Below are 23232 nucleotides of genomic sequence, written 5' to 3' on the forward strand. Positions count from 1 at the left end.
CGGGCCGGTGGCGCCTTTTGTTTTAGCCGCATGATCTTATCCAAAAAGTCTGCAACTTTTTGGGATCATGCTTTAATCATACCAGCTTGTTCAGCCTCTCGATGAATTTGCGTTTCGTTTCGTGCCGCGCACGAATAGCCGAAAGCCGCCGGGCAAATTCGCTTTGGTTTGCATCCTCGGCAGCCAGTGCCTGCAGATCTGAAATGAGACTTGCCGCCTTGTCGTAGCCGGATGCATTGCGGCGCTCGATTTCCTCCTCGACCTCGCTCCAAACTTTCGCGCCGCGCTGCCTCAACGATTTGAGCCGGACCTGGCGTGCTTTTTCGGCTTGTTCGGCCTGGATACGCCGTTCGGCTTCGCGACGCTTTGCCTCGGCACGCTCGCGTTCGTCCGCGATTTCCCGCGCCCGCTTCCGCAATGCGCTGACCGTCCGCAACGGTACGGATGATGCCTGATAATCAGCGCGAATCCTGCCTTTCAACTCGGCGGCAACATGGCTGTCGCCTTCGACAAGACGCAGGAGAAGCTCCGTCTTTTCGTCCTCGCTGATTGCGGCCACTGCCTCACGCAGCATGTCTTTGGATGGCAGATTGCTCACGCCGGATTCCGCAGCGGCTTCCACAAGGTTGCGATCGATACCGCAGAACTCGGCGAAGGCTTCGAGCGCACCGGTCAAGGGGCCGATACCTGGCAGCGGTTCGAGTTCATCATCGGAAACAAGCTCGCATTGGACCGCCTGCAGCCATAGGAGATAAAACAGCCTCAGATCGCTCGCCAGGACATCGGCACGCAGAGGCGCAAGCATGGCGAGCCAGCCTGTGCCGTCATCCCATTCCTCGGGTGGCTCATCCTCGTCCCAGCTAATATCGATGATCACATCATCGCCGGAAATCGACGCATCAACCCAATCGATTTCACGAAGGAAGAGATCGAGAGCCGCAGGGTCGAGAAAACGCTTCGGCACCCGCATCATCAACCGCCGTGCGCCCCAATTCGCGACATAAAGATGCAGGTCGAACCATTGCTCCATGAAGGCGCGCGGGTCGCCATCGAAGTCACCCCAATTGTAATGATTGGTGAAACTCGTCGCTGTGATCCGCGCCCGTGACGAGAACGACCGCAATTCTTCCTGAGCGGCTCTGTCCAGCGGTTGATCGATCGCTTGAAACTCATAGTATTGATATTCGCTCATGCGCAGGGCAATCCTTGAAGTTGAGCCGTAAGCGACGGTAATAATCGTATGCATCCGGCCCGCCAAGCCGCCATCCGTGGTGCATGGTTTATAAAGGAACGGCTCTGTAACGAAGGGAGCTCTCGTGATGGATGTGGATGAGGACAAGATAGACGACGCCGTTCTCGCGCTGCTTTATCTAACGCTCGACAGGGACGGTCGCGCCTGGAAAGGGTTCGATTGGGTCGCGTTGAACCGCCTGCACGAGAAGGGTTTTATCGGCGATCCGGTCAACAAGGCGAAATCCGTCCGGCTTACCGAAGACGGAATTGCCCGTTCGGAGAGGCTTTTCCGCCAGATGTTCGCCAAAGAAAGGTGAGCCACGCTTACGGAAAACGGGCCACCTCTTGAAAAAGACCGCGTGGGGCAGTAGATTACCGGAGCAAGGGTCAGGAGCACGAACCCCTGACCCCCGTTTCGCTAGACTAGGAAATTCACCCGCACTCGGACAGTCCAGCCAGTGCGGGTTTTCCTTATCTCCAGCGTGACTATGATAGGCACATAATAGCCCATATTTATCACTCCGTATCGACGGCGAGGCACTGCCAATGCTGACGCGGCCCATCCTCGTCAGTGCGCCGGCTGGATCGGCACTTTCTGCTTCCGCTATCGATAGATTTTCATAGCAAGCGGTTGCAGAAGAGTCTTCTTTCAACCCGTCTATTTCGCGCTGTTTTTATACTTTATTTTGCAAGCTTCTTCGGCCATGCAGCCAGGCGTTTTCCGGCATGGGAAACAACGCCGTGCAACAGCATTGTGAAGGCTGCCAGCACGAACAGGCAGGCGAACATCAGGTCGACTTTCGCCCGGCCATTGGCGAGCAGCATCAGGTAGCCGAGCCCCTTGGACGCGCCGACCCATTCACCCACCACCGCCCCGATGGGCGCATAGACTGCGGCAAGGCTCAGGCCCGAAGCGAGCGCCGGAAAGGCCGATGGGATGCGGATGCGAAACAGGATTGTAGCCCGTTTCGCGCCCAGAATTTCCGCTGCATCGATAAGGTTGCGATCTGTCCGGCTCATGCCATCGAAAAAGGTGGAGACGACGGGGAAGAATATCATCAATACCGTGACGGCGACCTTCGAGGCCGGACCGTAGCCAAGCCATAGCGTGAGGATCGGCGCCAGCGCGAAAATCGGGATCGCCTGGCTGAAGATCATCGCAGGCATGACGAGGCGTTGTGCGAGCGGCGACATCATCAGGCCAATGGCGGTGGCGATGCCAACCGCGCTGCCGAGGAAAAGGCCGCCCAGCACCTCGCCAATGGTGACGACGGCATTGTCTGCAATCAGGCCTGCATTGCCGACCAGCGCATAGGCGACATCCAGCGGACCGGGCAGGATAAAGCCCGGCATCCGCCCGATGCTGACGATTGCCTGCCAGACGGCCAGAGCGGCGAGCGCCGACAGGATGCCATCGACGATACGCCTTGTGCGGGAGCTTGGAGGCACAGTCTCCACTTACGCCGCCTTGAGCCCCATCTGCCAGAAACCCGCTTCAAGCCTGCTTGCGGTCGCGAAAATCTGGCAGAGCCTTGGCCAGCGCGGGCTTTTCTCGAAATCCTCGCCGATGCGATCTTTCGCTGCCCTGTCGAAGAGCTTGCCGACCGTGTGGCACATCCCCTGATAGTCAGCACCCGCATAGGTATCGATCCACTCCTGGTAGGGCGTGCCTGACGTGGCGGTGGCGGCGAGATCGAGGCCGATTTCGCCATAGCCATGCGCGCAGGGAATAAGCGCGGTCAGCAGATCGAGGAAATCGCCTGTCTGTCCGCAATCGAGCACATAGCGCGTATAGGCGAGGTTTTCCGGCTCCTCCCTGATGTTGAAAAGCTCGTCCTCGCCGATCCCCTCGCGGGCGCAGAGGCGCACATGCAGCGGCAACTCCATATGCGCAAGCCCGTGCATGATATAGGCGCAGAACCGCGTTTCCTGCAAGGTCGCGGCCTTGACGACGCCGAGCGCCCATGCGCGGGCGTAATGATGCAGGTAGACATAATCCTGCTTGAGATAATGCAGGAACGCGGTTTTAGGGAGCGTGCCGTCGCCAAGCCGGGCCACGAATTCATGCTCGATATAGGGCTTCCAGTCATCGAGCGTCGCCGCGCGGAGTGCCGTAAAAAGCTCGGACGAAAAATGCGGCTGCGGCAGGCTCATGGCTTGGTGCTCCCGGCGGCGAGTTGCGCATTCACGTCGACGGCGAATTTGTCTACGGGCAAGATGGACGGAACGAGGCCGTTCTCCTTCAGATAGGCCTCATACCGGCCCCAGCGACCGTAATCGAGACCGGCGGGGGAACGGGAGAAACGGGCGACCGTGTCCTTCCAGGCGCGCTGGTTCAAATCGTCCTTCAGCTCGGTGCTGTAGGAGGCGAAGATCTGGTAGCTCTTGTCCGGGTGATTGACGATATATTGCGCGGCCTTTTCGGTGGCGGCGAGGAAGCGGGAGATTTTCTCCTCCTCCGCCTTGTCGAGCTTGTCCTTGTTCGCGACATAGACCAGCTCGTCATAGGCGGGGACGCCTTCTTCCTCGACAGGGAAGCACTTGCCCGGGACGCCCGCGACCGCCATCTGGTTCAATTCGACATTACGATAGGCGCCCATGACAGCATCGACCTGTTTCGACATCAGCGACGGCGCGAGGGAGAAATTCACGTTGATCAGTTCGACATCGGAAAGCTTCAGTCCATGCTTGGCCAGAATGGTGCCGAGCAGCGATTCTTCCACGCCAGCGACCGAATAGCCGATCTTCTTGCCTTTCAAATCCTCGATTGATTTGACCGAGCCGTCGTCACGGGTCATCAGGCAGTTGAGCGGCGAGTCGATCAGCGTGCCGACGCGGATCAGCGGCAGACCCTGATGCACCTGCAGATGCACCTGCTGCTGGTATGACACCGCGAGATCGGCCTGTCCGGCGGCCACCATCTTCGAAGGCGTCGAGGCGTCGGCGGGCGCGATGATTTCCACATCCAACCCGGCATCCCTAAAGTATCCGAGCTTGTCCGCCACGATGATGGGACCGTGATCCGGGTTCACATACCAGTCGAGGATGAGCTTCAGCTTGTCATCGGCGTGGGCTTGGGTTGCGATAACCAAAAAGGCAAGTAGGTAACAAAGAATTTTCATCGGAAGTGTCCCTCGGTTGTTGGGCGATACAGCTGCCCCTCATCCGCCTGCCGGCACCTTCTCCCCGTAAGGACGGGGAATCGGGCGAAGCGGCAGCGTCGATGCCCCCCTCGCCCCGCTTGCGGGGAGAGGGTAAGGGTGAGGGGCAACTGCATCGGTTCATCATGCATGACGTCGGGTGGTCTCTAACCATTGTCTGACCCGCGCTTCCGGATCGCTGTTGAGCGTGATGTCTGTCACGACGGAAACGATATCGGCTCCGGCGGCGAAGGCTCCGGGCGCGCGGTTCACATTCATTCCGCCGATGGCGACGAGCGGGATTTCGCCGATCCGCGCTTTCCATGTCGTGAGCCGCTCCAGCCCCTGCTCAGCCCACTTCATCTTCTTGAGAATGGTCGGATAGATCGGGCCGAGCGCGATATAATCCGGCTTGACCGCCAGCGCGCGGCCCAGTTCTGTCTCGTCATGGCTCGAAACGCCGAGCTTCAGCCCCGCCTTGCGGATGGCATCGAGATCGGCCTCGTCCAGATCTTCCTGGCCGAGGTGGACGAAATCGCAGCCTTCCTCGATAGCGAGCCGCCAGTAATCGTTGACGATGAGCTGGCATTGATAAAACGAGCAGAGATCGCGGGCGCGGCGGATTTCGGCGCGCAATGTTTCCTCGTCCGCATCCTTGATGCGCAGTTGCACGAGCTTGATGCCGAACGGCAATAGTCTTTCTAGCCAAGCCGAGGAATCGAAGATCGGATAGAACGGATCGAGTTCCATCTTTACAACGCCGCCTTGCCGGCGAAGGGCGTTGAAGGCGTGGCGATGTCCCGCGCGTCGATCGGATCGGCCTCATAGCCAAGCCGTCCGGCTTCCACCGCCATGGCGAAGGCTTGAGCCATCTTCACCGGATCACCCGCCTTGCCGACAGCGGTGTTGATGAGGACGGCGTCATAGCCCATCTCCATCGCCTCAGCCGCGTGCGAAGGCACGCCGATGCCTGCATCGACCACCAGCGGAATGCCGGGGAAACGCGCCCGCAGCGTCTTCAATCCGAACGCATTGTTCAATCCGCGGCCCGAGCCGATGGGCGCGCCCCAGGGCATCAGCACCTTGCAGCCCGCTTCCACCAGCCGTTCGGCGACGATCAGATCTTCGGTCGTATAGGGGAACACCTCGAAGCCATCTTCGGCGAGGATTCGCGTGGCCTCGACCAAGCCGAACACATCCGGGCACAGCGTCTCCTTGTCGCCGATCACCTCCAGCTTGATCCACGGCGTGCCGAACAGTTCACGCGCCATATGCGCTGTGGTAACCGCCTCCTGCACGGTGTAGCAGCCGGCGGTGTTGGGCAGGACGCGCACGCCTAGCTCCTTTATCAGCGCCCAGAACTCCTGGCCCTGTTTGTCCGGCCCGGTTTCGCGCCGCAGCGACACGGTGACGATACCGGTCCCGGACGCGCGCACCGCATCAGCAAGGATGGCTGGCGAAGGATATCGCGCGGTGCCGAGCATGAGCCGGCTCGAAACAGAGGTACCGTAAAGTTCAAGCATTTCAGCCTCCTTGCATGGGTGCGAGAATTTCCACCCGGTCGTTGTCTTTAAGGGCGGTTTCGCCGCGCTTTGTCGCGCTCACGAATTCGCTGTTGACGGCGGTGGCGACGACGGCCTCAGCCAGATCGAGTTCGGTGAGCAGCGCCAGGAGCGTCGCCGCATCGGTTTCATGCGGCTCGCCGTTGAGAATGATGTTCATGGCTCGACTCCCAAATTCCACATCGCATGGAAATGATGCACGGGGCCGTTGCCGGAACCGACGTTGAGCTGGCCGGCGGCGCGGATCGCGCCTTGCAGATAGGCATGGGCGGCGGTGAAGGCGTCTTCCAGCGATAGCCCCTTCGCCAGCCCGGCGGCGATGGCGGATGACAGCGTGCAGCCAGTGCCATGGGTGTTGCGGGTAGCGATGCGCGGCGCCGTCAGCCTGAAGGGTGGCAGGCCATCGCGGATCAGGAGATCAACGCATTCGCTCGCTTCGCTATGGCCGCCCTTCATCAAGACCGCGCCCGCGCCCAGCGCCAGCAGCGCCCTGCCCTGTTCAACCGCTTCGTCCACGTCCTGCGCAACATCGCATTCAAGCAGACAGGCGGCTTCCGGCAGGTTCGGGGTCAGCAGCGTCGCGCGGGGAAGAAGCTTTTCACGCAAGGTGGAGATGGCTTCCATGCTGAGCAAACGGTCGCCGGATTTGGCCACCATGACCGGATCGAGCACGATGGGCTGCGCAAACCCGGCAAGCCCCGCCGCCACGGCATTGATGGTTTCCGGCACGGACAGCATGCCGATCTTGACGGTATAGACAGAGAGGTCGCTGAAAACGGCCTCGATCTGCGCCGTGACGACATCCGCCGGAATATCATGGACGGCGGTCACCGCCTTCGTGTTCTGCGCGGTGATGGCGGTGACGATGCTGGCGCCATAACAGCCCAGCGCGGAGAAGGTCTTCAAATCCGCCTGAATACCCGCGCCGCCGCCGGAATCGGACCCGGCGATGGTGACGCATATCGGTATGCTTGAGATTGAAGGGCGAGGTATTTCCAGTCTCGTCATGACGCTTCCATTCCGGAACGGAACTTTGGAAACGCCTGGGGACCGATGGACTGAGAGTCCAAAGAGGGGAAACTTCCCTCGGGTCCAAAAACGAGCCAACTCCGTTCCCTACGCAGGTATTAGCCTGAATCAGGTTCAATGGGTTGGCGCGTGAACACCTCTCAGCCTTTCGGCACCCCAACGAATTTTGCTGGTGATGAGATAGGGCGAAAATGGGGCTGGGTCAAGCGGGACGGGAGGGGACGTTACCGTAGGGCGGAACGCAAGTAGCGCCCCATTCGGTGCGCTACAGTTGCAATGCCCATAACTACCAATTGGACAGTACAGCGCGTTTCCATGTGTCCGGCGCAACGCATATGTAAACGTAATCTTCGTCCCAGCACATCTCTCCGACCTTTCCAGGGGCGTTCGAAGACTGCTTCGTCTCGCGTTTCAGGATAGGCGTCTCGGCCAGAACCAAATGCCCATCCGCTTCAAAGCGCGCGCTTTCCACCGGAGCCTGCCCTGAAGCATCGGGGTCTGGAAGGCGGGAAAAGACCATCTCACCCGCCAGATTGTTCCAAATCAACGTTCCCGGCTTGCCACGGGTTCTATATGTGTCGCCGGATAGTTCCACTTCCGCGCACAGTGCGAGAAATGGATAGCCGGCAAGCTGCGTCGCCCCCAGATTATTGCCATATCCATTCTGGTCAGGGTGGCCGAACTCGTATGCGTTGCCCTCTTTTCTTACGCTGACTTGCGCCTTCGATTGTCCCATCTTATTGCCGATGGCGACCGGGCCTTCATTGTAAAAAGTACCGGCGGCTCCATAGAACGAGTAGTTCGAGGTTTCACCATTTTTGGCCGATGCATAAACGGCATAATTATCTTTTATTCTGCCCACCTTGCCCGCACTGACAAACGACCCCGCTGTAGCGCTTACTATAGTAGAACCTTCGGAATCGCTTAAAACCTCGCCGAGAACGCCTATGGCGTCCTCGATAATCGCTTCTGATCCAGAGCCCGCCGATTGAAACCCTGCTCTCCCGTGCAGGCCAATTTGCCGGTTGAGTGTGCCTTCGTGCTTATATCCGTGATTATTTACCGAAGTCGCCCAACCGATAACGCCCACGCGGGTACCGCCGTCCGTAACGCCCGCCGGGATGTTGTTCCAGGCGTTCGCGAACGATCCCGCCCAGCTGCGATTGCTGCTGTCGGATTTCACATCGTTGAAAACCTCATATAGCGAGGTATCGTTGTTGATATAGGACTTTTCACGAGATCCGGTCCATTTGGACGTTACTCTTAGTGTGCAGGATATACGGCCATTGTTTTTGATATGAATGAATGACTCGCCGAGGAATGGCGCTGTGTAATTCGATATCGCAAGGTTTCCCTTGACCGTAAAACTCGGCCCCTCCGAGATCAGCTTGTTGAAGAGGTCATCCGCCTCTGACTTCGCGTCAAGGTCTGCCCCGTGAGTATCGGTGGGCACCTGAGCGACTGCTTTTCCCGCCACTGCAGCCACGCCGCCAAACATGGCGCCTGAAATTATGGTTCTTCTATTCATCGCAGTTAAGCCCCCTCTATAAGCAAGCACGAAAATTAACTGAATAGGCCTGCGTTGCACACCCATCCGATACCTATTGTCCAGTAACTTTTCCCCTAATTTCTTCCTCCTGTTCCACCGTCAGCGGTTTGATTCCGGCGGAGAGGGGCGCCCTATTGTCCGCGACTGGAGCAGCGGGACGCGGCGCGGGAGAAGCGCAGGCCGCTATGAAAAAAGGAAGGGCGCAGAGGATAAAACGGGCGGCAACCATGGGCAATGGAAAGAGCGCCTGAGCACGCCCCCTCTAATTATCCCCCATCTTCAGCGCCTGAATAAACGCCTCCTGTGGAATCTCCACCTTGCCGAACTGGCGCATCTTTTTCTTGCCTTCCTTCTGCTTTTCCAGAAGCTTGCGCTTGCGGGTGACGTCGCCGCCGTAGCATTTGGCGGTCACGTCCTTGCGCAGCGCGGAGATGGTTTCGCGGGCGATGATGCGGCCGCCGATGGCGGCCTGGATGGGGATCTTGAACATGTGCTGCGGGATCAGTTCCTTCAGCTTCTCGCAGAGCACGCGGCCGCGCTTTTCCGCCGCGGAGCGGTGGACCAGCATGGAGAGGGCATCGACCGGCTCGTCATTGACGAGGATCGACATCTTGACCAGATCGCCCTCGCGATAGTCCGACAGGTTGTAGTCGAAGGAGGCGTAGCCCTTGGAGATCGATTTCAGCCGGTCGTAGAAATCGAACACCACTTCGTTGAGCGGCAGCTCGTAAGTGACCATGGCGCGCGGGCCGACATAGGAGAGATCGGCCTGGATGCCGCGGCGTTCCTGGCAGAGTTTCAGGATGGAGCCCAGGTAATCGTCGGGCGTGAGGATGGTGGCGCGGATCCATGGCTCCTCGATTGCGGCGATTTTCACCACGTCGGGCATATCGGCGGGGTTATGCAGTTCCTTCACCGAACCGTCGGTCATCTTCATGTGGTAGACGACGGATGGAGCCGTGGCGATGAGGTCGAGGTTGAACTCCCGCTCCAGACGCTCCTGGATGATCTCCAGATGCAACAGGCCAAGGAAGCCGCAGCGGAAGCCGAAACCCAGCGCGGCGGAGGTTTCCATCTCGAAAGAGAAGCTGGCGTCGTTGAGGCGCAGCTTGCCCATGGCGGCGCGCAAATCCTCGAAATCGGCGGCATCGACCGGGAAGAGGCCGCAGAAGACCACGGGCTGCGCCGGCTTGAAGCCCGGCAGCATGTTCTCGGTCGGGCGGCGATCCTCTGTGATGGTGTCGCCGACGCGGGTGTCGGCCACTTCCTTGATCGAGGCGGTGATGAAGCCGAGCTCGCCGGGACCCAGTTCGTCCACATTCACCATCTTCGGCGTGAACACGCCGGTGCGCTCCACCGGGTATTTGGCATTGGTGCCCATCATGCGGATGGTCTGGCCCTTTTTCAGCACGCCATCGATGATGCGCACCAGCACTATGACGCCGAGATAGGCATCGTACCAGCTATCGACCAGCATCGCCTTCAGGGGTGCGTTGCGGTCGCCGGCCTTCGGCGGCGGCAGCTTCTCGACGATCGCCTCCAGCACATTTTCGATGCCGAACCCCGTCTTGGCGGAAATCATCACCGCTTCGGAGGCGTCGATGCCGATGACATCCTCGATCTGCTCCTTGACGCGCTCCGGCTCGGCGGCCGGGAGATCGACCTTATTGAGCACCACGACCAGCTCGTGATTGTTGTCGATCGCCTGATAGACATTGGCGAGCGTCTGCGCCTCGACGCCCTGGCTGGCATCGACCACCAGCAGCGAGCCCTCGCAGGCGGCGAGCGAGCGGGAGACTTCGTAGGCAAAATCGACGTGGCCGGGCGTATCCATCAGGTTCAGCACATAGTCCTCGCCGTTCTTCGCCTTGTAGTGCAGGCGGACGGTCTGGGCCTTGATGGTGATGCCGCGCTCGCGCTCGATATCCATCGAGTCGAGCACCTGTTCCTTCATGTCGCGCAGCTCCAGCCCGCCGGTCAGCTGGATCAGGCGGTCGGCAAGCGTGGATTTCCCGTGGTCGATATGGGCGACGATGGAGAAATTGCGAATATGGTCCAATGGTGTGCTCATGCGCGCGATTTAGCAGGCGAGCACGAAAACGCAAAGAGGGAAAGCGGGAAATGACAGGGAACACACGGGAATGCGCGTCCGTTGCATCATACCCCTTTCAGCGCGTGAAAAAACCCAGTACATCAGCGCCAGATTTAATTTGAGCCGCATTTTGCAGTTGCCGGATGGAACTATCCGGCCGCAAAATGCTTGTAAGCATTGCAGGAGATTGTGCCATGGCCGTCGAGAAAACGGGTCTTCTCAACAAACCGAAACTCGTCACCGTCTTCGGCGGATCGGGCTTCGTCGGCCGCCATGTGGTGGCCTCGCTGGCGCAGCGCGGCTACCGGGTGCGTGTCGCAGTGCGTCGGCCGACGCTGGCGCCCTATCTCCAGCCGCTCGGTAATATGGGCCAGATCCAACCCGTGCAGGCCAATTTGCGCTATCCGCAATCGATCGAGCCGGCGTTACGCGGCGCGGACCATGTGATCAACCTGGTCGGCATCGCCTTTGAAACCGGCGGGCAGCGCTTCGACCCGGTGCAGGTCGAGGGCGCGCGGGCGGTGGCGGAAGCGGCCAAGGCGCATGGCATTCCGCTCACCCATATGTCGGCCATCGGCGCCGATCCGCAATCGGACTCGGTCTATGCCCGCACCAAGGGCGAAGGCGAGAGGGCCGTGCACGAGGTGCTGCCGCACGCCATCATCCTGCGCCCTTCGATCATCTTCGGGCCGGAAGATCATTTCTTCAACCGATTCGCCAATATGGCGCGCTTCTCGCCCTTCCTGCCTCTCATCGGCGGCGGTCACACGACGTTCCAGCCAGTCTATGTCGGCGACGTGGCGGAGATCATCGCGCGTACGGTGGATGGCACAGTCGAGCACGGCAAGATCTACGAGCTTGGCGGCCCGGAGGTGATGAGCTTCCGCCGCTGCATGGAGGAGATGCTTGAGGTGATCGACCGCAAGCGAATCCTTCTCACCATTCCGTGGTTTGCGGCGCGGATCATCGGCTCCGTGGCGGGGCTTATGCCGAAGCCGGTTATCACCCGCGATCAGGTGACGCTGCTGCAGCACGACAATATTGTTTCGAACGAAGCGTCAAGCGAAGGCCGCACGCTCGAGGGGGTCGGCATCCGCCCGACGGGAACCGACGTGGTGCTGCCGACCTATCTCTGGCGCTATAGGGAGCAGGGACAGTTTACGAAGAAGGGGATGGCGTAAAGGCGCCTCCTCCTCCTTCCCCCTTGCGGGGAAGGTGCCCGCGGAGCGGGCGGATGGGGGTGGAGACGGTTGCGCTCAGTTCTGCACCACCCCCACCCGGCCCTGCGGGCCACCCTCCCCGCAAGGGGGAGGGAAGAAGGGTCATCACCCCCAAACCAGCAACGCCACCAACCCAACCGTCCCAACAATCAGCCGCCACCAGGCGAACAGCCGGAAGCCGTGGCGCGAGACGTAGTCGAGCAAGTGACGCACGACGAAGACGCCTGAGATGAAGGCCATGACGAAGCCGATGCCGATGAGTGTCGCATCGTCGAAGCTCAGGATGTTGCGGTTCTTGTAGAGATCGTAGGCGAAGGCGCCGGCCATGGTGGGCATGGCGAGGAAGAAGGAGAATTCCGCCGCCGAGCGCTTGTCAGCGCCCAAGAGCAGCGCGCCGACGATGGTGGAGCCGGAGCGCGAGACGCCGGGGATCATCGCCAGGCACTGGAAGAAGCCGATCTTCAGGCAGAGCGACAGCGGATAATCCATCACCTCGTGATAGCGCGGCTTCAATTGCAGGCGGTCGACATAGAGAAGCACGAAACCGCCAAGGATAAGCATGATGCAGACGAGAACAGGCGTTTCGAACAGCACCGACTTGATGAAGCCATGCGCCATCGCGCCGATGATAGCGGCGGGCAGGAAGGCGAGGAGAATGCCGAACACGAAATGCCGGCTTTGCGCCTTGCGCGGCAGGCTTAGCGCCAGGTTCCAGAGCCTGCCGAAATAGACGCTAAGGATGGCGAGGATCGCGCCCAGCTGGATCAGCACCTCGAAGGTTTTCCCTGTCGAGCGAAATCCGAGAAAATGGCCCACCAGTAGCAGATGGCCCGTCGATGAGACAGGGATGAACTCGGTCAAGCCTTCGAGGAGGCCCAGGATCGCGGCATCGAAAAAAGTTTTGATATCCATGCGGGGAAACTTTCGCTGACAAGAGTTGCCGTGGAACAATGGCAGGGATCGCTTGTTTCCCGCATTCGTTGCTCCTATAGGTTTGTCCTATGGGCTGGCCGGGAATCAGACGGCGAAAGAAGTACGATGCCGGCGGATGAAATACCAGCCCGCCTAAATGCCAATCCGCCTGAAGTGTTCGGGCGCGAGACCCGCAAAAACATTTTTGTTTAACGCTCCAGTTCGAAAGACCATCGCACGCAACCATGCTGACGCTCTTTCATCACCCCATGTCCTCCGGCTCGCGCTATGCGCGGCTGATCCTCAGCGAGTACGGCGTAGAAGCCGAGCTGATCGAGGAGAAGCCATGGACGCGGCGCAAGGAATTTCTGGCGCTCAATCCGGCGGGCACGCTGCCGGTGCTCTTGGCGGAAAACGATGTGCCTATCGCCGGGGCGACGGTGATCGCCGAATATCTTGACGAGACGCGCGGCGCATTGAAGCGCAACCGCCGGCTCCTGCCCGAAAGCCCGAGCGAGCGCGCGGAAGTGCGCCGGCTGGTCGACTGGTTTTTGGGCAAGCTCGACGATGAAGTGACGCGGCACATCGCGCGCGAGCGGGTGTTCAAGCTGCAGATGGCGGCGGAGGCGGGCGGCAGTCCGCCAGATTCCACCGCGCTGCGTGCCGCGCGCAACAATATTCGCCATCACATGAAATATGTGGACTGGCTTTCGGCGACGCGCGACTGGCTGGGCGGGGCGCAGCCGAGCTATGCCGACATGGCGGCGGCGGCAGCCCTCTCCGTTCTCGATTACATGGGCGAAATCAAATGGCCGGATCACCCGGCAGCGCGTGACTGGTACATGCGCATGAAATCCCGCCCGTCCTTCCGGTCGCTTCTCGCTGATCGGGTGCGCGGGCTTTCCCCGGTGGCCCATTATGGCGACCTCGATTTTTAGAGTCTGGCCAGTCTCGATGGAAGCGCGAGGCGCCCCCCTCTGTCCTGCCGGACATCTCCCGTTCCCACCTGCCGTCATCCGAAGTCCTCGGGTTAAACCCGAGGATGACCCGAGGATCCACGGCCAGAGGAGCGCTGAGCTTTTCGCCGCAACAGGGCATTCCAGCAAGCAGATAGGATCGATACCCGGCATAATGCGTCATGATTCCGTTTCGGATGATAGGACCGCTTATGCTCCCTTGCCGTGGATCCTCGGGTCATCCTCGGGTTTAACCCGAGGACTTCGGATGACGACTGGAGAGCCGGGGGAGATTGCCGGCAGGCCAGAGGGGGGCGCTGTCCCGCCGGCGTATCCGTTTTAAGATGGGACACACTCGATCCGAAAAGCTCAAGCGCTTCCTGATCGAAGAGGCGAAATCGGTGGGCTTCGACGCGGTCGCCTTCACCACGCCCGACGCTATCCCTGAAGCCGGCGCGCGGCTGCGTGAGTATCTCGCCCAAGGCAATCACGGCACCATGGAATGGATGGAGGAGACCGCGGAACGGCGTGGCGATCCGCGCGCGCTATGGCCGGAGGTCCGCTCCATCATCATGCTGGCGATGAACTATGGGCCGGAGCGCGATCCGCGCGCGGTGTTGACGCGCAAGGACCGTGCCGCCATTTCCGTCTATGCGCAAAACCGCGATTATCACGACATCATCAAGGGCAAGCTCAAGCACATCGCAAGCCGCTTCGCCGCGCGGGCGGGAAGCGATGTGAAGGTGTTCGTCGATACCGCGCCCGTCATGGAAAAGCCGCTGGCTGAAGCAGCGGGCATAGGCTGGCAGGGCAAGCACACCAATCTGGTGAGCCGCGAATTCGGCTCATGGCTGTTTCTGGGATCGATCTTCACCACCGCCGAAATCGCGCCCGATGAGGCGGAGGCGGACCATTGCGGCTCGTGCCGGGCCTGTCTCGACATCTGCCCCACGCAAGCCTTTCCCGCGCCCTACCGGCTCGATGCGCGGCGCTGCATCTCCTATCTCACCATCGAGAACAAGGGGCCGATCCCGCATGAATTCCGCAAGGCGATAGGCAATCGCATCTATGGTTGCGACGATTGCCTCGCCGTATGCCCGTGGAACAAGTTCGCGCAACTTGCCAGCGAGATGAAGCTGAAGGCGCGGGACGATTTGAAAGCGCCGCGCCTGGCTGATCTGCTGGCTCTTGACGACGCGGCCTTTCGCGCTTTCTTTTCCGGCTCGCCGGTGAAGCGGATCGGGCGCGACCGATTCCTGCGCAATGTGCTGATCGCGGCGGGCAATTCAGAGGATGGCGATTTGCTTGCTCCGGTGGAGCAGCTTCTGGCCGATCCCTCCCCCCTGGTGCGTGGAGCGGCGGTCTGGGCGCTCGGTCAACTTGCGGGTCCAGAACACGTAGCCGGTTGGCGGAAGCGCCTCGGAACTCAGGAAAAGGATGTTACGGTGCAGGCGGAATGGGAAGCGAACTGATGCGTATCTTTTTGTTTGGGGCCGGTTATTCGGCGAAGGCCTTTGCGCGGCTGGTAAGGGATGATGCCGAACGCATCGACGGAACCACCCGGAGCGAGGCGAATTTCGCGGCGCTGGAACACGCAAGCATCGCGCCGCTTCTGTTCGACGGCGAGAGCCCTGCGCAGCCCCTTCTCGACCGCCTCGCAAATTCCACCCATGTGGTGATCTCGATTTCGCCGGGCAGCCAGGGCGATCCGGCGGTGGCGCTGGTCGAGGACGCGCTCAGCCGTCCGGGCAACACGATCCGCTGGATCGGCTATCTCTCGACCGTCGGCGTCTATGGCGATCATGACGGCGCGTGGGTCGATGAAACGGCCCCGTGCCATCCCACCTCCCGCCGCAGCCTTGAACGGATGGAGGCGGAACAGGTATGGACAGCTTTAAGCGAGCGGCACGGCATCCCGCTGGCGATCCTTCGCCTTTCGGGGATTTACGGTCCGGGCCGCAATGCCTTTATCAATCTGGAGCGCGGCACGGCGCGGCGCATCGTCAAGAAGGACCAGGTTTTCAATCGCATCCATGTGCACGATATCGCGGGCGCCTTGCGCTTTCTCGCTCGCGTCAACACGGGCGGCGTCTTCAACGTCACCGACAGCGAACCCTCGCCGCCGCAGGATGTCGTCGCCTATGCCGCAGACCTGATGGGCGTGACGCCGCCGCGGGAAGTGCCCTTTGCGCAAGCCGACCTGACCCCGATGGCGCGCTCCTTCTACAGCGAGAACAAGCGCGTCTCCAACGAGCGTATCCGGGCGCTGGGCTATGAATTCGCTTATACGGATTATCGTGCTGCGTTTTCAGCGATGTGGCGGGCGGATAGCTGGCGGTAGGGAGCGCCCTTCACCCTATAACGGTTCATGGTTTAATGGAATCGCGAGACACACCCCCCTTTGGCTTGCCAGCCATCTCCCCCTCAAGGGGGGAGATTAGCTTGCATCGATGACGGCACTTATTCTGGGAATGTTGGCGATTGGCGGAAACGGCAATGACAGCGTAATCTCCCCCCTTGAGGGGGAGATGGCTGGCAAGCCAGAGGGGGGTATGCTGTCCCGCCAGCGTTTCCGTCTAAATGAACCGCTCTAAAACATCGATACACGTAAAACGCGTTGATCGCTATAGGGGGCGCTACAGCATTGCCGCCGATCTCGCCTCACCGCATACTGGCCGTAATTTGGCCGCGTTGATTCGCACTCTCCGATGGCCTGCCGGCCACGCCATGGAACCTGCCATGTTTGCATCCAGACTGAAGAAAATCATTCTCACCGCTGCGCTGGCGTCCGTGATCGCTCCGGATTTCATCGCCTTGGCCGAGGCGGAGGACATGCCCGCCAAGCAGGCTTTCGGCGGTCAGGCCCTGCCTGCGGTGGCGCCGCCGCAATCGTTTGGCTTCTATTCCAAGGGCTGTCTTGCCGGCGGCATCGCCATTCCGGTGGACGGGCCAACCTGGCAGGTGATGCGACTGACGCGCAACAGGCGCTGGGGCCACCCGCGCATGATCGCGCTGCTCGAAAAGCTGTCGCGCGAGGGTGCGGCAAAGGACGGCTGGCCGGGTCTGCTCGTCGGCGACATCTCGCAGCCGCGCGGCGGGCCGATGCTCTCCGGCCACGCCTCGCATCAGGTCGGGCTCGACGCAGACATCTGGCTGACGCCGATGCCGAAGCGCCGCCTCACCGATGAAGAGCGCGAGAAGATCAGCGCCACTTCGATGCTGAAGGGGGATTCGCTCTATGTCGATCCCAATATCTGGACGCCGAGCCGCGCCGCGCTGCTAAAGCGGGCGGCGAGCTATCCCGAGGTGGAGCGCATCTTCGTCCATCCCGGCATCAAGAAGAAGCTTTGCGACACCGTCACCGGCGACCGGCGCTGGATGGCGAAGGTCCGTCCCTATTGGGGCCATCACTATCATTTTCACGTCCGCATCTCCTGCCAGCCCGGATCGCCCGGCTGCAAGCCGCAGGAGCCGATCAACATGAACGATGACGGCTGCGGCAAGCCGCTCGCCTGGTGGTTTACGGACGAGCCGTGGAGGAAACCCGCCAAGCCCGTCAAACCGACGAAGCCGGTGAAGCCTCCGAGGCCGATGATGCTGTCGGACCTGCCCCCCGCCTGCGCGCGTGTCTTGAACGAGCCGGGGCCGACCTCCATCGCGGAAGTGACGTTAGGCGGCGCGGCGGCCATGGCTAGAGCTGCCCGTGAGGAGGCTGCTCCCACCGCACCGGCGGTCCCGGCGGCGGCTTTCAGCGCGCCCACGCCACCGGCGGATATCCCCCTGCCCGTCCAGCGGCCACGGAATTGAGCGACGCTCATTTGCCCCTTACCCTTTTATCTTATTGCCCCTCACCCTTACCCTCTCCCCGTCAAGAACGGGGAGAGGGAGACATAAACGTAGCTGCTTCTTCTTGCTGCCGGGTGCAGGGGACCGAGAAATGGGTGCAAATGCTGACGCCTCCCTCCCCCCGCGTGCGGGGAGAGGGTAAGGGTGAGGGGCAAATGGCACAGCGCCAAGCAATCAGCCCTTTTCAGGAAGGGCCTGTTTCGGTATAGGCTTCAATCGATTTAGGATATGTCCATGCCGAAACCATACCGCATAGCGCTGATCGCGCATGATCTGAAAAAAGACGACATGGTCGCCTTCGCTCGCGCCCATGAGGCCCTGCTTTCGCGCTGCGAGATCGTCTCGACCAGCACGACCGGTACTCTTGTGCTGGAAGCCTGCCCTTCGCTTTCCATAGAGCGGGTCAAGAGCGGGCCGCGCGGCGGCGACCAGCAGATCGGCGCGATGATCGCGGAGGGAAAGGTACAGGCGTTGATCTTCTTCATCGATCCCCTGTCGCCGCTGCCGCACGATGTGGATATCAAGGCGCTGACGCGGCTTGGCACCGTCTACGACATACCGATGGCCCTCAATCGCGCCACGGCGGAAGTGCTGGCGGAGAAGCTTTCCGTTGAAGAATGGGCCGATGAAGCCTCGGAGCAGAACGGGAAATGAACATGATCTCCAGCACAGACACCGACTGCATCCTGCATTTTCCGATTCTCGTCGGCGATATTGGCGGCACCAATGCGCGGTTCGCCATACTGGTCGATTCCTATGCCGAGCCGAAGCAGTTCCCGATCCTGCAGACGGCGGACTATGCCACGATCGATGAAGCGATCCAGAGCGCCGTTCTCGACCACACCTCGATCCAGCCGCGCTCGGCGGTGCTGGCCATTGCCGGGCCTGTGGATGGCGACGAGATCGGCCTGACTAATTGCCCCTGGGTGCTGAAGCCTAAGCAGATGATGGAGACGCTGGGGCTGGAGGATATCACCGTCCTCAACGATTTCGAGGCACAGGCGCTGGCCGTCACGTCGCTGGAGGCCGAATACCTGGAACAGATCGGCGGGGGAGCGAGCGAGCCCAATGGCGGGCGCGTCGTGCTCGGACCGGGCACGGGCCTTGGCGTGGCCGGGCTGATCCGCACCCGCCAGACCTGGGTGCCGGTTCCAGGCGAAGGCGGGCATGTGGATTTCGGCCCGCGCACCAAGCGTGATTTCGAAATCTTCCCGCATCTGGAGCGCATCGGCGGGCGCATCTCCGCCGAGCAGCTCCTTTGCGGACGAGGCCTCCAGAACATCTATCGCGCCGTCTGCAAGACGGACGGCGTTGCGGCGACGCTGACGACGCCGGCTGAAATCACCGCCGCGGCGCTGGATGGCTCGTCCGCCCAAGCCAAGGAAACCCTGCAGCTCTTCGTCGTCTATCTCGGGCGGCTTGCGGGCGATTTCGCTCTTACCTTCATGGCAAATGGCGGGATCTATCTTGCCGGCGGCATCGCGCAGCGGATCCTTCCGGCGCTGAAAGACCCCTCGTTCCGCGAAGCCTTCGAGGACAAGGCGCCGCACGAGGATATCATGAAGACCATGCCGATCTATGTCATCACCCACCCGCTTGCGGCCTTGAGCGGCCTTTCGGCCTATGCCCGCACCCCGGCGCGCTTCGGCGTGCCGACCGAGGGACGGCGCTGGCGCAAGGAGTGAGTGACTTCCCTCCCCCTTGCGGGGGTCCGAAGGACGGGCGAGACCCGTGGCTCGCCCCGGTAAGTGGCCCGAAGGGCCGGGTGGGGGTGGTGAAGTGTAGAGCACAATCGTCACCACCCCCATCCGCCCGCTCCGCGGGCACCTTCCCCGCAAGGGGGAAGGAGGACCTCGGCGCTTGGGATAGGCAAATCCGCCCAATAAGGCTATAGGACGCTCAGAATAAGGATTAACCTGTGAGCGTAGAAAAGCCCAAGAAGAAGATCGACCCCAGCGAGGCAACGCGCGTCATCCGCCGCATGATGTCGGAGAATGCCGGGGAATATAAGAAGAGCTACGCCATCGCGATCGTGGCGTCGCTGATCATCGGCGCTTCGAATGGCGGCCTCGCCTATCTGATGAAGCCGATGATCGACAAGATCTTCTACGAGCAACAGCTTGGCCTGATATGGATCATCTGCGGCGCGATCCTGAGCGTCTTCATCCTGCGCGGGCTTTCCAGCTATGTGCAGGCGGTGGAGCTCGCCAAGATCGGCAACAATCTGGTGGCGCGCTATCAAAAGCGCATCTTCGACCATCTGATGAAGCTTGGGCTCGATTTCTACAACGACACGCGCTCCGGCCACCTCGCCGCGCAGATCAATCAGAATGTTTCGGGCATTCGCGACCTTCTCAACATGACGGTCACCTCGATCGCGCGCGACATGATCTCGCTGATCGGCCTGATCGCGACGATGATCTACATGGACCCGATCCTGTCCGCCGCGATCATCGTGATCGGGCCGCCGCTCATTCTCGCCGTCGCCTATATTTCGCGCCGCATCCGCACGGTGACGCGGGAAGTCGTGCATCTCAACTCGCATCTTCTGGGCGCGATGCAGGAATCGGTGCAGGGCATCGCCATTGTCAAGGCCTTCACCATGGAAGACCAGCTGCGCGCCAAGATCGGCAAGCTGATCGAGCAGGCTGAAAGCCGCAGCAACAAGATCGCCCGGGTTTCCGAGCGCACGACGCCGATTTCCGAAATTCTCGCCGGCTTTGCCGTTGCGGGGGTGCTCGCCTATGGCGGCTATCGCGCCATCCTCACCCAGCAGCCGCCCGGCGCGATGTTCGCCTTCATCACGGCGCTGCTTCTCGCCTACGATCCCGCCCGCCGCCTCGCCCGCCTGCAGGTCGGGCTGGAGCGCGCGCTCGTCAATGCGCGCATGATCTATGAAATTCTCGACACCGAACCCCGGCAGAGCGACAAGACCGGCGCCGTGCCTATCCATATCGATAAGGGCGAGATCCGCTTCGAGGACGTCTATTTCTCCTATTCCGAGACCGCGCCGGTGCTGCACGGCGTCAGCTTCGCCGCCGCGCCAGGCAAGACGACGGCAATCATCGGCGCATCGGGCGCCGGCAAATCGACGTTGATCGCGCTCTTGCAACGCTTCTACGATATCGAAAAGGGGCGAATTCTCATCGACGGCCAGGATATTGCCGGCGTGACGAAGCAATCGCTTCGCCATGGGGTCGCCTATGTCTCGCAGCAGCCCTATCTCTTCGAAGGCACGATTGCCGACAATATCCGCTATGGGCGGCCGAGTGCCACGATGGAAGAGATCATCGCAGCTGCCGAACTCGCCCATGCGCATGAGTTCATCCTGCAACAACCGCAAGGCTATGACACGCCGGTGGGTGAGAATGGCGTGACACTTTCGGGCGGGCAGCGCCAGCGCGTTTCCATCGCGCGAGCCATCGTGCGCAACGCGCCGATCCTGCTTCTGGATGAAGCCACATCGGCGCTCGACAATGAATCGGAAAAGCGCGTGCAGCAGGCGCTCGACAGCATCATGCAGGGGCGCACAACCATTGTCATCGCGCACCGCCTCTCGACCATCGTCAATGCCGACCGTATCATCGTGATGGAAGCGGGCCGCGTGGTAGAAGAAGGCCGGCACGAAACGCTGATCGGCGATCCGCACAGCATCTACGCCCGTTTCCACAAGCTGCAGGGCGGGACCGACTGGCAGGTGCTGGACGATGTTGGAGAAACAGGCGAAAAGGTTGTTGAAGCTGAGAAAAAAGTCACCGCACGGCGCGGAAAAGCGGGAAGCAAGGCATGAGCGAGAAGCGCGTTTCTTCATCGGATATGAAGCTGGTTGTCGTCGGCGCCGGCGGTCGCATGGGCCAGGCGCTGATCCGCGCCATCCATGAAATCGACGGCGCGCGGCTTGCCGGCGCGATCGCGCGGATCGGTTCGCCGCTTATCGGTCGCGATGCGGGCGAAGTGGCCGGGGTTGGGCCGCTCGGTGTCGTCATTAGAGACGATGTCCTTCCCGTCTTCGCCGATGCCGAAGGCGTGCTTGATTTCACATCACCCGCCGCGACCGTCGAATTCGCCAAGCTCGCGGCGGAGGCGGGCATCGTCCATGTCATAGGCACCACCGGTTGCTCGGAGGCGTACGACGAGAAGATCCGCACCGCCGCTGCTCGCGCGCCTATCGTCAAATCCGGCAATATGAGCCTCGGCGTCAATCTTCTCTCCGTTCTGGTGGAGAAGGCGGCGAAGGCGCTTGGGCCTGACGATTTCGACATTGAGATTCTCGAAATGCACCACAAGCACAAGGTGGATGCACCTTCAGGCACCGCGCTGCTTCTCGGCGAGGCGGCGGCTGAGGGACGCGGCATCGACCTCGTCTCGCAAAGCGTTCGCTCACGCGATGGCCATACCGGCGCGCGCGAAAACGGCACCATCGGCTTTGCCACGCTTCGAGGCGGCTCGGTCATCGGCGACCATTCGGTCATTCTCGCCGGCGCGGGCGAGCGCATCACGCTTTCCCACCATGCCGAGGACCGCACGATCTTCGCGCGCGGCGCGGTCAAGGCGGCGCTCTGGGCGCGCGGTCGCAAGCCGGGGCTCTATTCGATGCGCGACGTTCTTAATCTCAACGACTGATCTTTTCTGGAGCAACCAACCATGTCCCGCACCCTCATCCTTGTCCGCCACGGACAGAGCGAATGGAACCTGAAGAACCTTTTCACCGGATGGCGCGATCCGGGGCTCACCGAGCTCGGCCACACGGAAGCCAAGGACGCCGGTAAGCGGCTGAAGGCGGCGGGACAGCATTTCGATATCGCCTTCACGTCCACGCTTTCGCGCGCGCAGGCCACCTGCCAGCATATTCTCGATGAGATGGGCCAGCCGGACCTTGAAACGATCCGCAATCAAGCGCTGAACGAGCGCGACTATGGCGAACTCTCCGGCCTCAACAAGGACGACGCGCGCAAGAAATGGGGCGAGGAGCAGGTTCACATCTGGCGCCGCTCCTATGACGTGCCTCCGCCCGGCGGCGAAAGCCTGCGCGACACCGGCGCCCGCGTGTGGCCGTATTATCTGCACATCATCCAGCCGCATGTGCTGCGCGGCGAGACGGTGCTCGTCGCCGCGCATGGCAACTCGCTACGCGCGCTGATCATGGCGCTGGAAGGGCTTTCCGGCCCGGAAATCGTAGAGCGTGAACTCGGCACCGGCATTCCGATTATCTACAATCTCAACGCCGACTCCACCATCGCATCCAAGGAAGTGCTGGAAGGCTGAAAGCGTATCGGGACAGCGCTCGAACGGGGTTGGACAAAAGCCGGATAATATTATCCAAACCCGATTGACAGAGCGCCGCCTGCCCCTTACATGGGACCCCGTTGCCCAGATGGCGGAATTGGTAGACGCGCCAGCTTCAGGTGCTGGTACCCGAAAGGGTGTGGAGGTTCGAGTCCTCTTCTGGGCACCAGCCATAAATTGCATTTTCCCGATTTTTTTAAGCCTTAAGGCATTTTCAGAGCTCGTTTGAAGCGGCTTCCCCTAGAGCATTTCATTTTTAGGTTGAAGCGATGATATTCTTTTATCGGTGCGGACTGTTTCACCGTTGAGGCATGGATTCCTGTGACAAGCACAGGAATTGTCTGTTTGTTTCATGCTTAATTGGCGCTGAGGCTGGATGCGATTCCCGGGATGGCCACCCCGGGAAT

At 61.0% G+C, this 23232-nt stretch carries 22 protein-coding genes, 1 tRNA gene and 1 riboswitch; of the genes, 12 read left to right on the forward strand and 11 right to left on the reverse strand.

Annotated elements, in window-relative coordinates:
* Window positions 1-76 precede the first annotated feature (76 nt).
* Entirely contained in the window at window positions 77-1192 is a 1116-nt protein-coding gene (locus C7477_RS11490) for a hypothetical protein (RefSeq protein WP_110752191.1), read from the reverse strand.
* Window positions 1193-1319: 127 nt separating this feature from the next.
* On the opposite strand from C7477_RS11490, the gene C7477_RS11495 reads away from it, so the two are divergent.
* Entirely contained in the window at window positions 1320-1550 is a 231-nt protein-coding gene (locus tag C7477_RS11495; RefSeq protein ID WP_110752193.1) for a DUF6429 family protein, read from the forward strand.
* A gap of 364 nt (window positions 1551-1914) precedes the next feature.
* On the opposite strand, the gene C7477_RS11500 is transcribed toward C7477_RS11495, so the two are convergent.
* The 9 genes from C7477_RS11500 to lepA all read right to left on the reverse strand — a co-directional run bounded on the left by C7477_RS11500 (window position 1915) and on the right by lepA (window position 10584).
* Window positions 1915-2691 (reverse strand): ABC transporter permease, encoded by a 777-nt coding sequence (locus C7477_RS11500; protein WP_110752195.1) that lies wholly within the window; start codon window positions 2689-2691, stop codon window positions 1915-1917.
* Entirely contained in the window at window positions 2692-3387 is a 696-nt protein-coding gene (gene tenA / locus C7477_RS11505) for a thiaminase II (protein WP_110752197.1), read from the reverse strand. It lies immediately after the preceding gene.
* Window positions 3384-4355 (reverse strand): ABC transporter substrate-binding protein, encoded by a 972-nt coding sequence (locus C7477_RS11510; RefSeq protein ID WP_110752199.1) that lies wholly within the window; start codon window positions 4353-4355, stop codon window positions 3384-3386. The genes tenA and C7477_RS11510 overlap by 4 nt, the downstream gene beginning before the upstream one ends.
* Window positions 4356-4517: 162 nt before the next feature.
* Window positions 4518-5123 carry a thiamine phosphate synthase gene (locus C7477_RS11515; RefSeq protein WP_110752201.1) on the reverse strand — a complete coding sequence of 202 codons (606 nt, stop codon included), beginning with the start codon at window positions 5121-5123 and terminating at the stop codon, window positions 4518-4520.
* A 2-nt stretch (window positions 5124-5125) separates the two neighbouring features.
* Window positions 5126-5896 carry a thiazole synthase gene (locus C7477_RS11520; RefSeq protein WP_110752203.1) on the reverse strand — a complete coding sequence of 257 codons (771 nt, stop codon included), beginning with the start codon at window positions 5894-5896 and terminating at the stop codon, window positions 5126-5128.
* A 1-nt stretch (window position 5897) separates the two neighbouring features.
* A complete protein-coding gene (gene thiS / locus C7477_RS11525; RefSeq protein ID WP_110752205.1) occupies window positions 5898-6095 on the reverse strand; it encodes a sulfur carrier protein ThiS in 198 nt (65 codons plus the stop codon).
* Window positions 6092-6943, reverse strand: a complete 852-nt coding sequence (thiD, locus tag C7477_RS11530; protein WP_110752207.1) for a bifunctional hydroxymethylpyrimidine kinase/phosphomethylpyrimidine kinase — start codon at window positions 6941-6943, stop codon at window positions 6092-6094. Before thiD ends, thiS begins: the two co-directional genes overlap by 4 nt.
* Window positions 6944-7031: 88 nt before the next feature.
* Window positions 7032-7133: riboswitch (TPP riboswitch) on the reverse strand.
* Window positions 7134-7250: 117 nt separating this feature from the next.
* A complete protein-coding gene (locus tag C7477_RS11535) occupies window positions 7251-8492 on the reverse strand; it encodes a hypothetical protein (RefSeq protein WP_146226093.1) in 1242 nt (413 codons plus the stop codon).
* A 283-nt stretch (window positions 8493-8775) separates the two neighbouring features.
* Window positions 8776-10584, reverse strand: a complete 1809-nt coding sequence (gene lepA / locus C7477_RS11540; protein ID WP_110752211.1) for a translation elongation factor 4 — start codon at window positions 10582-10584, stop codon at window positions 8776-8778.
* A gap of 215 nt (window positions 10585-10799) precedes the next feature.
* On the opposite strand from lepA, the gene C7477_RS11545 reads away from it, so the two are divergent.
* Window positions 10800-11786 carry a complex I NDUFA9 subunit family protein gene (locus C7477_RS11545; RefSeq protein WP_110752213.1) on the forward strand — a complete coding sequence of 329 codons (987 nt, stop codon included), beginning with the start codon at window positions 10800-10802 and terminating at the stop codon, window positions 11784-11786.
* Between the two features lie 144 nt (window positions 11787-11930).
* Here C7477_RS11545 and C7477_RS11550 read toward each other — a convergent pair whose 3' ends face one another.
* Window positions 11931-12737 carry an undecaprenyl-diphosphate phosphatase gene (locus C7477_RS11550; RefSeq protein ID WP_110752215.1) on the reverse strand — a complete coding sequence of 269 codons (807 nt, stop codon included), beginning with the start codon at window positions 12735-12737 and terminating at the stop codon, window positions 11931-11933.
* Between the two features lie 245 nt (window positions 12738-12982).
* Here C7477_RS11550 and C7477_RS11555 point away from each other — a divergent pair, with 245 nt between their 5' ends.
* From C7477_RS11555 to C7477_RS11605, 10 genes are all read left to right on the forward strand, one after another.
* On the forward strand, window positions 12983-13675 hold the full coding sequence (locus tag C7477_RS11555) for a glutathione S-transferase family protein (RefSeq protein ID WP_110752217.1): 693 nt from the start codon (window positions 12983-12985) through the stop codon (window positions 13673-13675).
* Window positions 13676-14037: 362 nt separating this feature from the next.
* Window positions 14038-15165: a tRNA epoxyqueuosine(34) reductase QueG gene (gene queG, locus C7477_RS11560; RefSeq protein ID WP_110752219.1), complete on the forward strand. Its 1128-nt coding sequence runs from the start codon at window positions 14038-14040 to the stop codon at window positions 15163-15165.
* Window positions 15165-16034, forward strand: coding sequence for an SDR family oxidoreductase (locus tag C7477_RS11565; RefSeq protein WP_110752254.1), 870 nt, complete (start codon window positions 15165-15167; stop codon window positions 16032-16034). Before queG ends, C7477_RS11565 begins: the two co-directional genes overlap by 1 nt.
* A 398-nt stretch (window positions 16035-16432) precedes the next feature.
* Window positions 16433-17500, forward strand: a complete 1068-nt coding sequence (mepA, locus tag C7477_RS11575) for a penicillin-insensitive murein endopeptidase (RefSeq protein ID WP_110752221.1) — start codon at window positions 16433-16435, stop codon at window positions 17498-17500.
* Window positions 17501-17773: 273 nt separating this feature from the next.
* The gene (locus C7477_RS11580) at window positions 17774-18193 is read left to right on the forward strand and encodes a methylglyoxal synthase (RefSeq protein WP_110752222.1); all 420 of its coding nucleotides are present in this window, start codon (window positions 17774-17776) and stop codon (window positions 18191-18193) included.
* Between the two features lie 2 nt (window positions 18194-18195).
* Window positions 18196-19224, forward strand: coding sequence for a glucokinase (locus C7477_RS11585; RefSeq protein WP_110752259.1), 1029 nt, complete (start codon window positions 18196-18198; stop codon window positions 19222-19224).
* A gap of 296 nt (window positions 19225-19520) precedes the next feature.
* Complete coding sequence (locus C7477_RS11590; protein ID WP_425373561.1) at window positions 19521-21329, forward strand: ABC transporter ATP-binding protein; 1809 nt, start codon at window positions 19521-19523, stop codon at window positions 21327-21329.
* On the forward strand, window positions 21326-22162 hold the full coding sequence (dapB, locus tag C7477_RS11595; RefSeq protein WP_110752226.1) for a 4-hydroxy-tetrahydrodipicolinate reductase: 837 nt from the start codon (window positions 21326-21328) through the stop codon (window positions 22160-22162). The genes C7477_RS11590 and dapB overlap by 4 nt, the downstream gene beginning before the upstream one ends.
* A 21-nt stretch (window positions 22163-22183) precedes the next feature.
* Window positions 22184-22804 (forward strand): 2,3-bisphosphoglycerate-dependent phosphoglycerate mutase, encoded by a 621-nt coding sequence (locus tag C7477_RS11600; RefSeq protein WP_110752228.1) that lies wholly within the window; start codon window positions 22184-22186, stop codon window positions 22802-22804.
* Window positions 22805-22907: 103 nt separating this feature from the next.
* A tRNA-Leu gene (locus C7477_RS11605) sits at window positions 22908-22994 on the forward strand.
* Window positions 22995-23232 lie beyond the last annotated feature (238 nt).

Source organism: Paramesorhizobium leguminum (assembly GCF_003217235.1).
GTDB classification, from domain to species: Bacteria; Pseudomonadota; Alphaproteobacteria; order Rhizobiales; family Rhizobiaceae; genus Paramesorhizobium; species Paramesorhizobium leguminum.

Coding starts and splice junctions, on each gene's coding strand:
- C7477_RS11490 (WP_110752191.1), bottom strand. CDS start 1,192: ATGAGCGAATATCAATACTATGAGTTTCAAGCGATCGATCAACCGCTG.
- C7477_RS11495 (WP_110752193.1), top strand. CDS start 1,320: ATGGATGTGGATGAGGACAAGATAGACGACGCCGTTCTCGCGCTGCTT.
- tenA (WP_110752197.1), bottom strand. CDS start 3,387: ATGAGCCTGCCGCAGCCGCATTTTTCGTCCGAGCTTTTTACGGCACTC.
- C7477_RS11510 (WP_110752199.1), bottom strand. CDS start 4,355: ATGAAAATTCTTTGTTACCTACTTGCCTTTTTGGTTATCGCAACCCAA.
- C7477_RS11515 (WP_110752201.1), bottom strand. CDS start 5,123: ATGGAACTCGATCCGTTCTATCCGATCTTCGATTCCTCGGCTTGGCTA.
- C7477_RS11520 (WP_110752203.1), bottom strand. CDS start 5,896: ATGCTTGAACTTTACGGTACCTCTGTTTCGAGCCGGCTCATGCTCGGC.
- thiS (WP_110752205.1), bottom strand. CDS start 6,095: ATGAACATCATTCTCAACGGCGAGCCGCATGAAACCGATGCGGCGACG.
- thiD (WP_110752207.1), bottom strand. CDS start 6,943: ATGACGAGACTGGAAATACCTCGCCCTTCAATCTCAAGCATACCGATA.
- C7477_RS11535 (WP_146226093.1), bottom strand. CDS start 8,492: ATGAATAGAAGAACCATAATTTCAGGCGCCATGTTTGGCGGCGTGGCT.
- lepA (WP_110752211.1), bottom strand. CDS start 10,584: ATGAGCACACCATTGGACCATATTCGCAATTTCTCCATCGTCGCCCAT.
- C7477_RS11545 (WP_110752213.1), top strand. CDS start 10,800: ATGGCCGTCGAGAAAACGGGTCTTCTCAACAAACCGAAACTCGTCACC.
- C7477_RS11550 (WP_110752215.1), bottom strand. CDS start 12,737: ATGGATATCAAAACTTTTTTCGATGCCGCGATCCTGGGCCTCCTCGAA.
- C7477_RS11555 (WP_110752217.1), top strand. CDS start 12,983: ATGCTGACGCTCTTTCATCACCCCATGTCCTCCGGCTCGCGCTATGCG.
- queG (WP_110752219.1), top strand. CDS start 14,038: ATGGGACACACTCGATCCGAAAAGCTCAAGCGCTTCCTGATCGAAGAG.
- C7477_RS11565 (WP_110752254.1), top strand. CDS start 15,165: ATGCGTATCTTTTTGTTTGGGGCCGGTTATTCGGCGAAGGCCTTTGCG.
- mepA (WP_110752221.1), top strand. CDS start 16,433: ATGTTTGCATCCAGACTGAAGAAAATCATTCTCACCGCTGCGCTGGCG.
- C7477_RS11580 (WP_110752222.1), top strand. CDS start 17,774: ATGCCGAAACCATACCGCATAGCGCTGATCGCGCATGATCTGAAAAAA.
- C7477_RS11585 (WP_110752259.1), top strand. CDS start 18,196: ATGATCTCCAGCACAGACACCGACTGCATCCTGCATTTTCCGATTCTC.
- C7477_RS11590 (WP_425373561.1), top strand. CDS start 19,521: ATGATGTCGGAGAATGCCGGGGAATATAAGAAGAGCTACGCCATCGCG.
- dapB (WP_110752226.1), top strand. CDS start 21,326: ATGAGCGAGAAGCGCGTTTCTTCATCGGATATGAAGCTGGTTGTCGTC.
- C7477_RS11600 (WP_110752228.1), top strand. CDS start 22,184: ATGTCCCGCACCCTCATCCTTGTCCGCCACGGACAGAGCGAATGGAAC.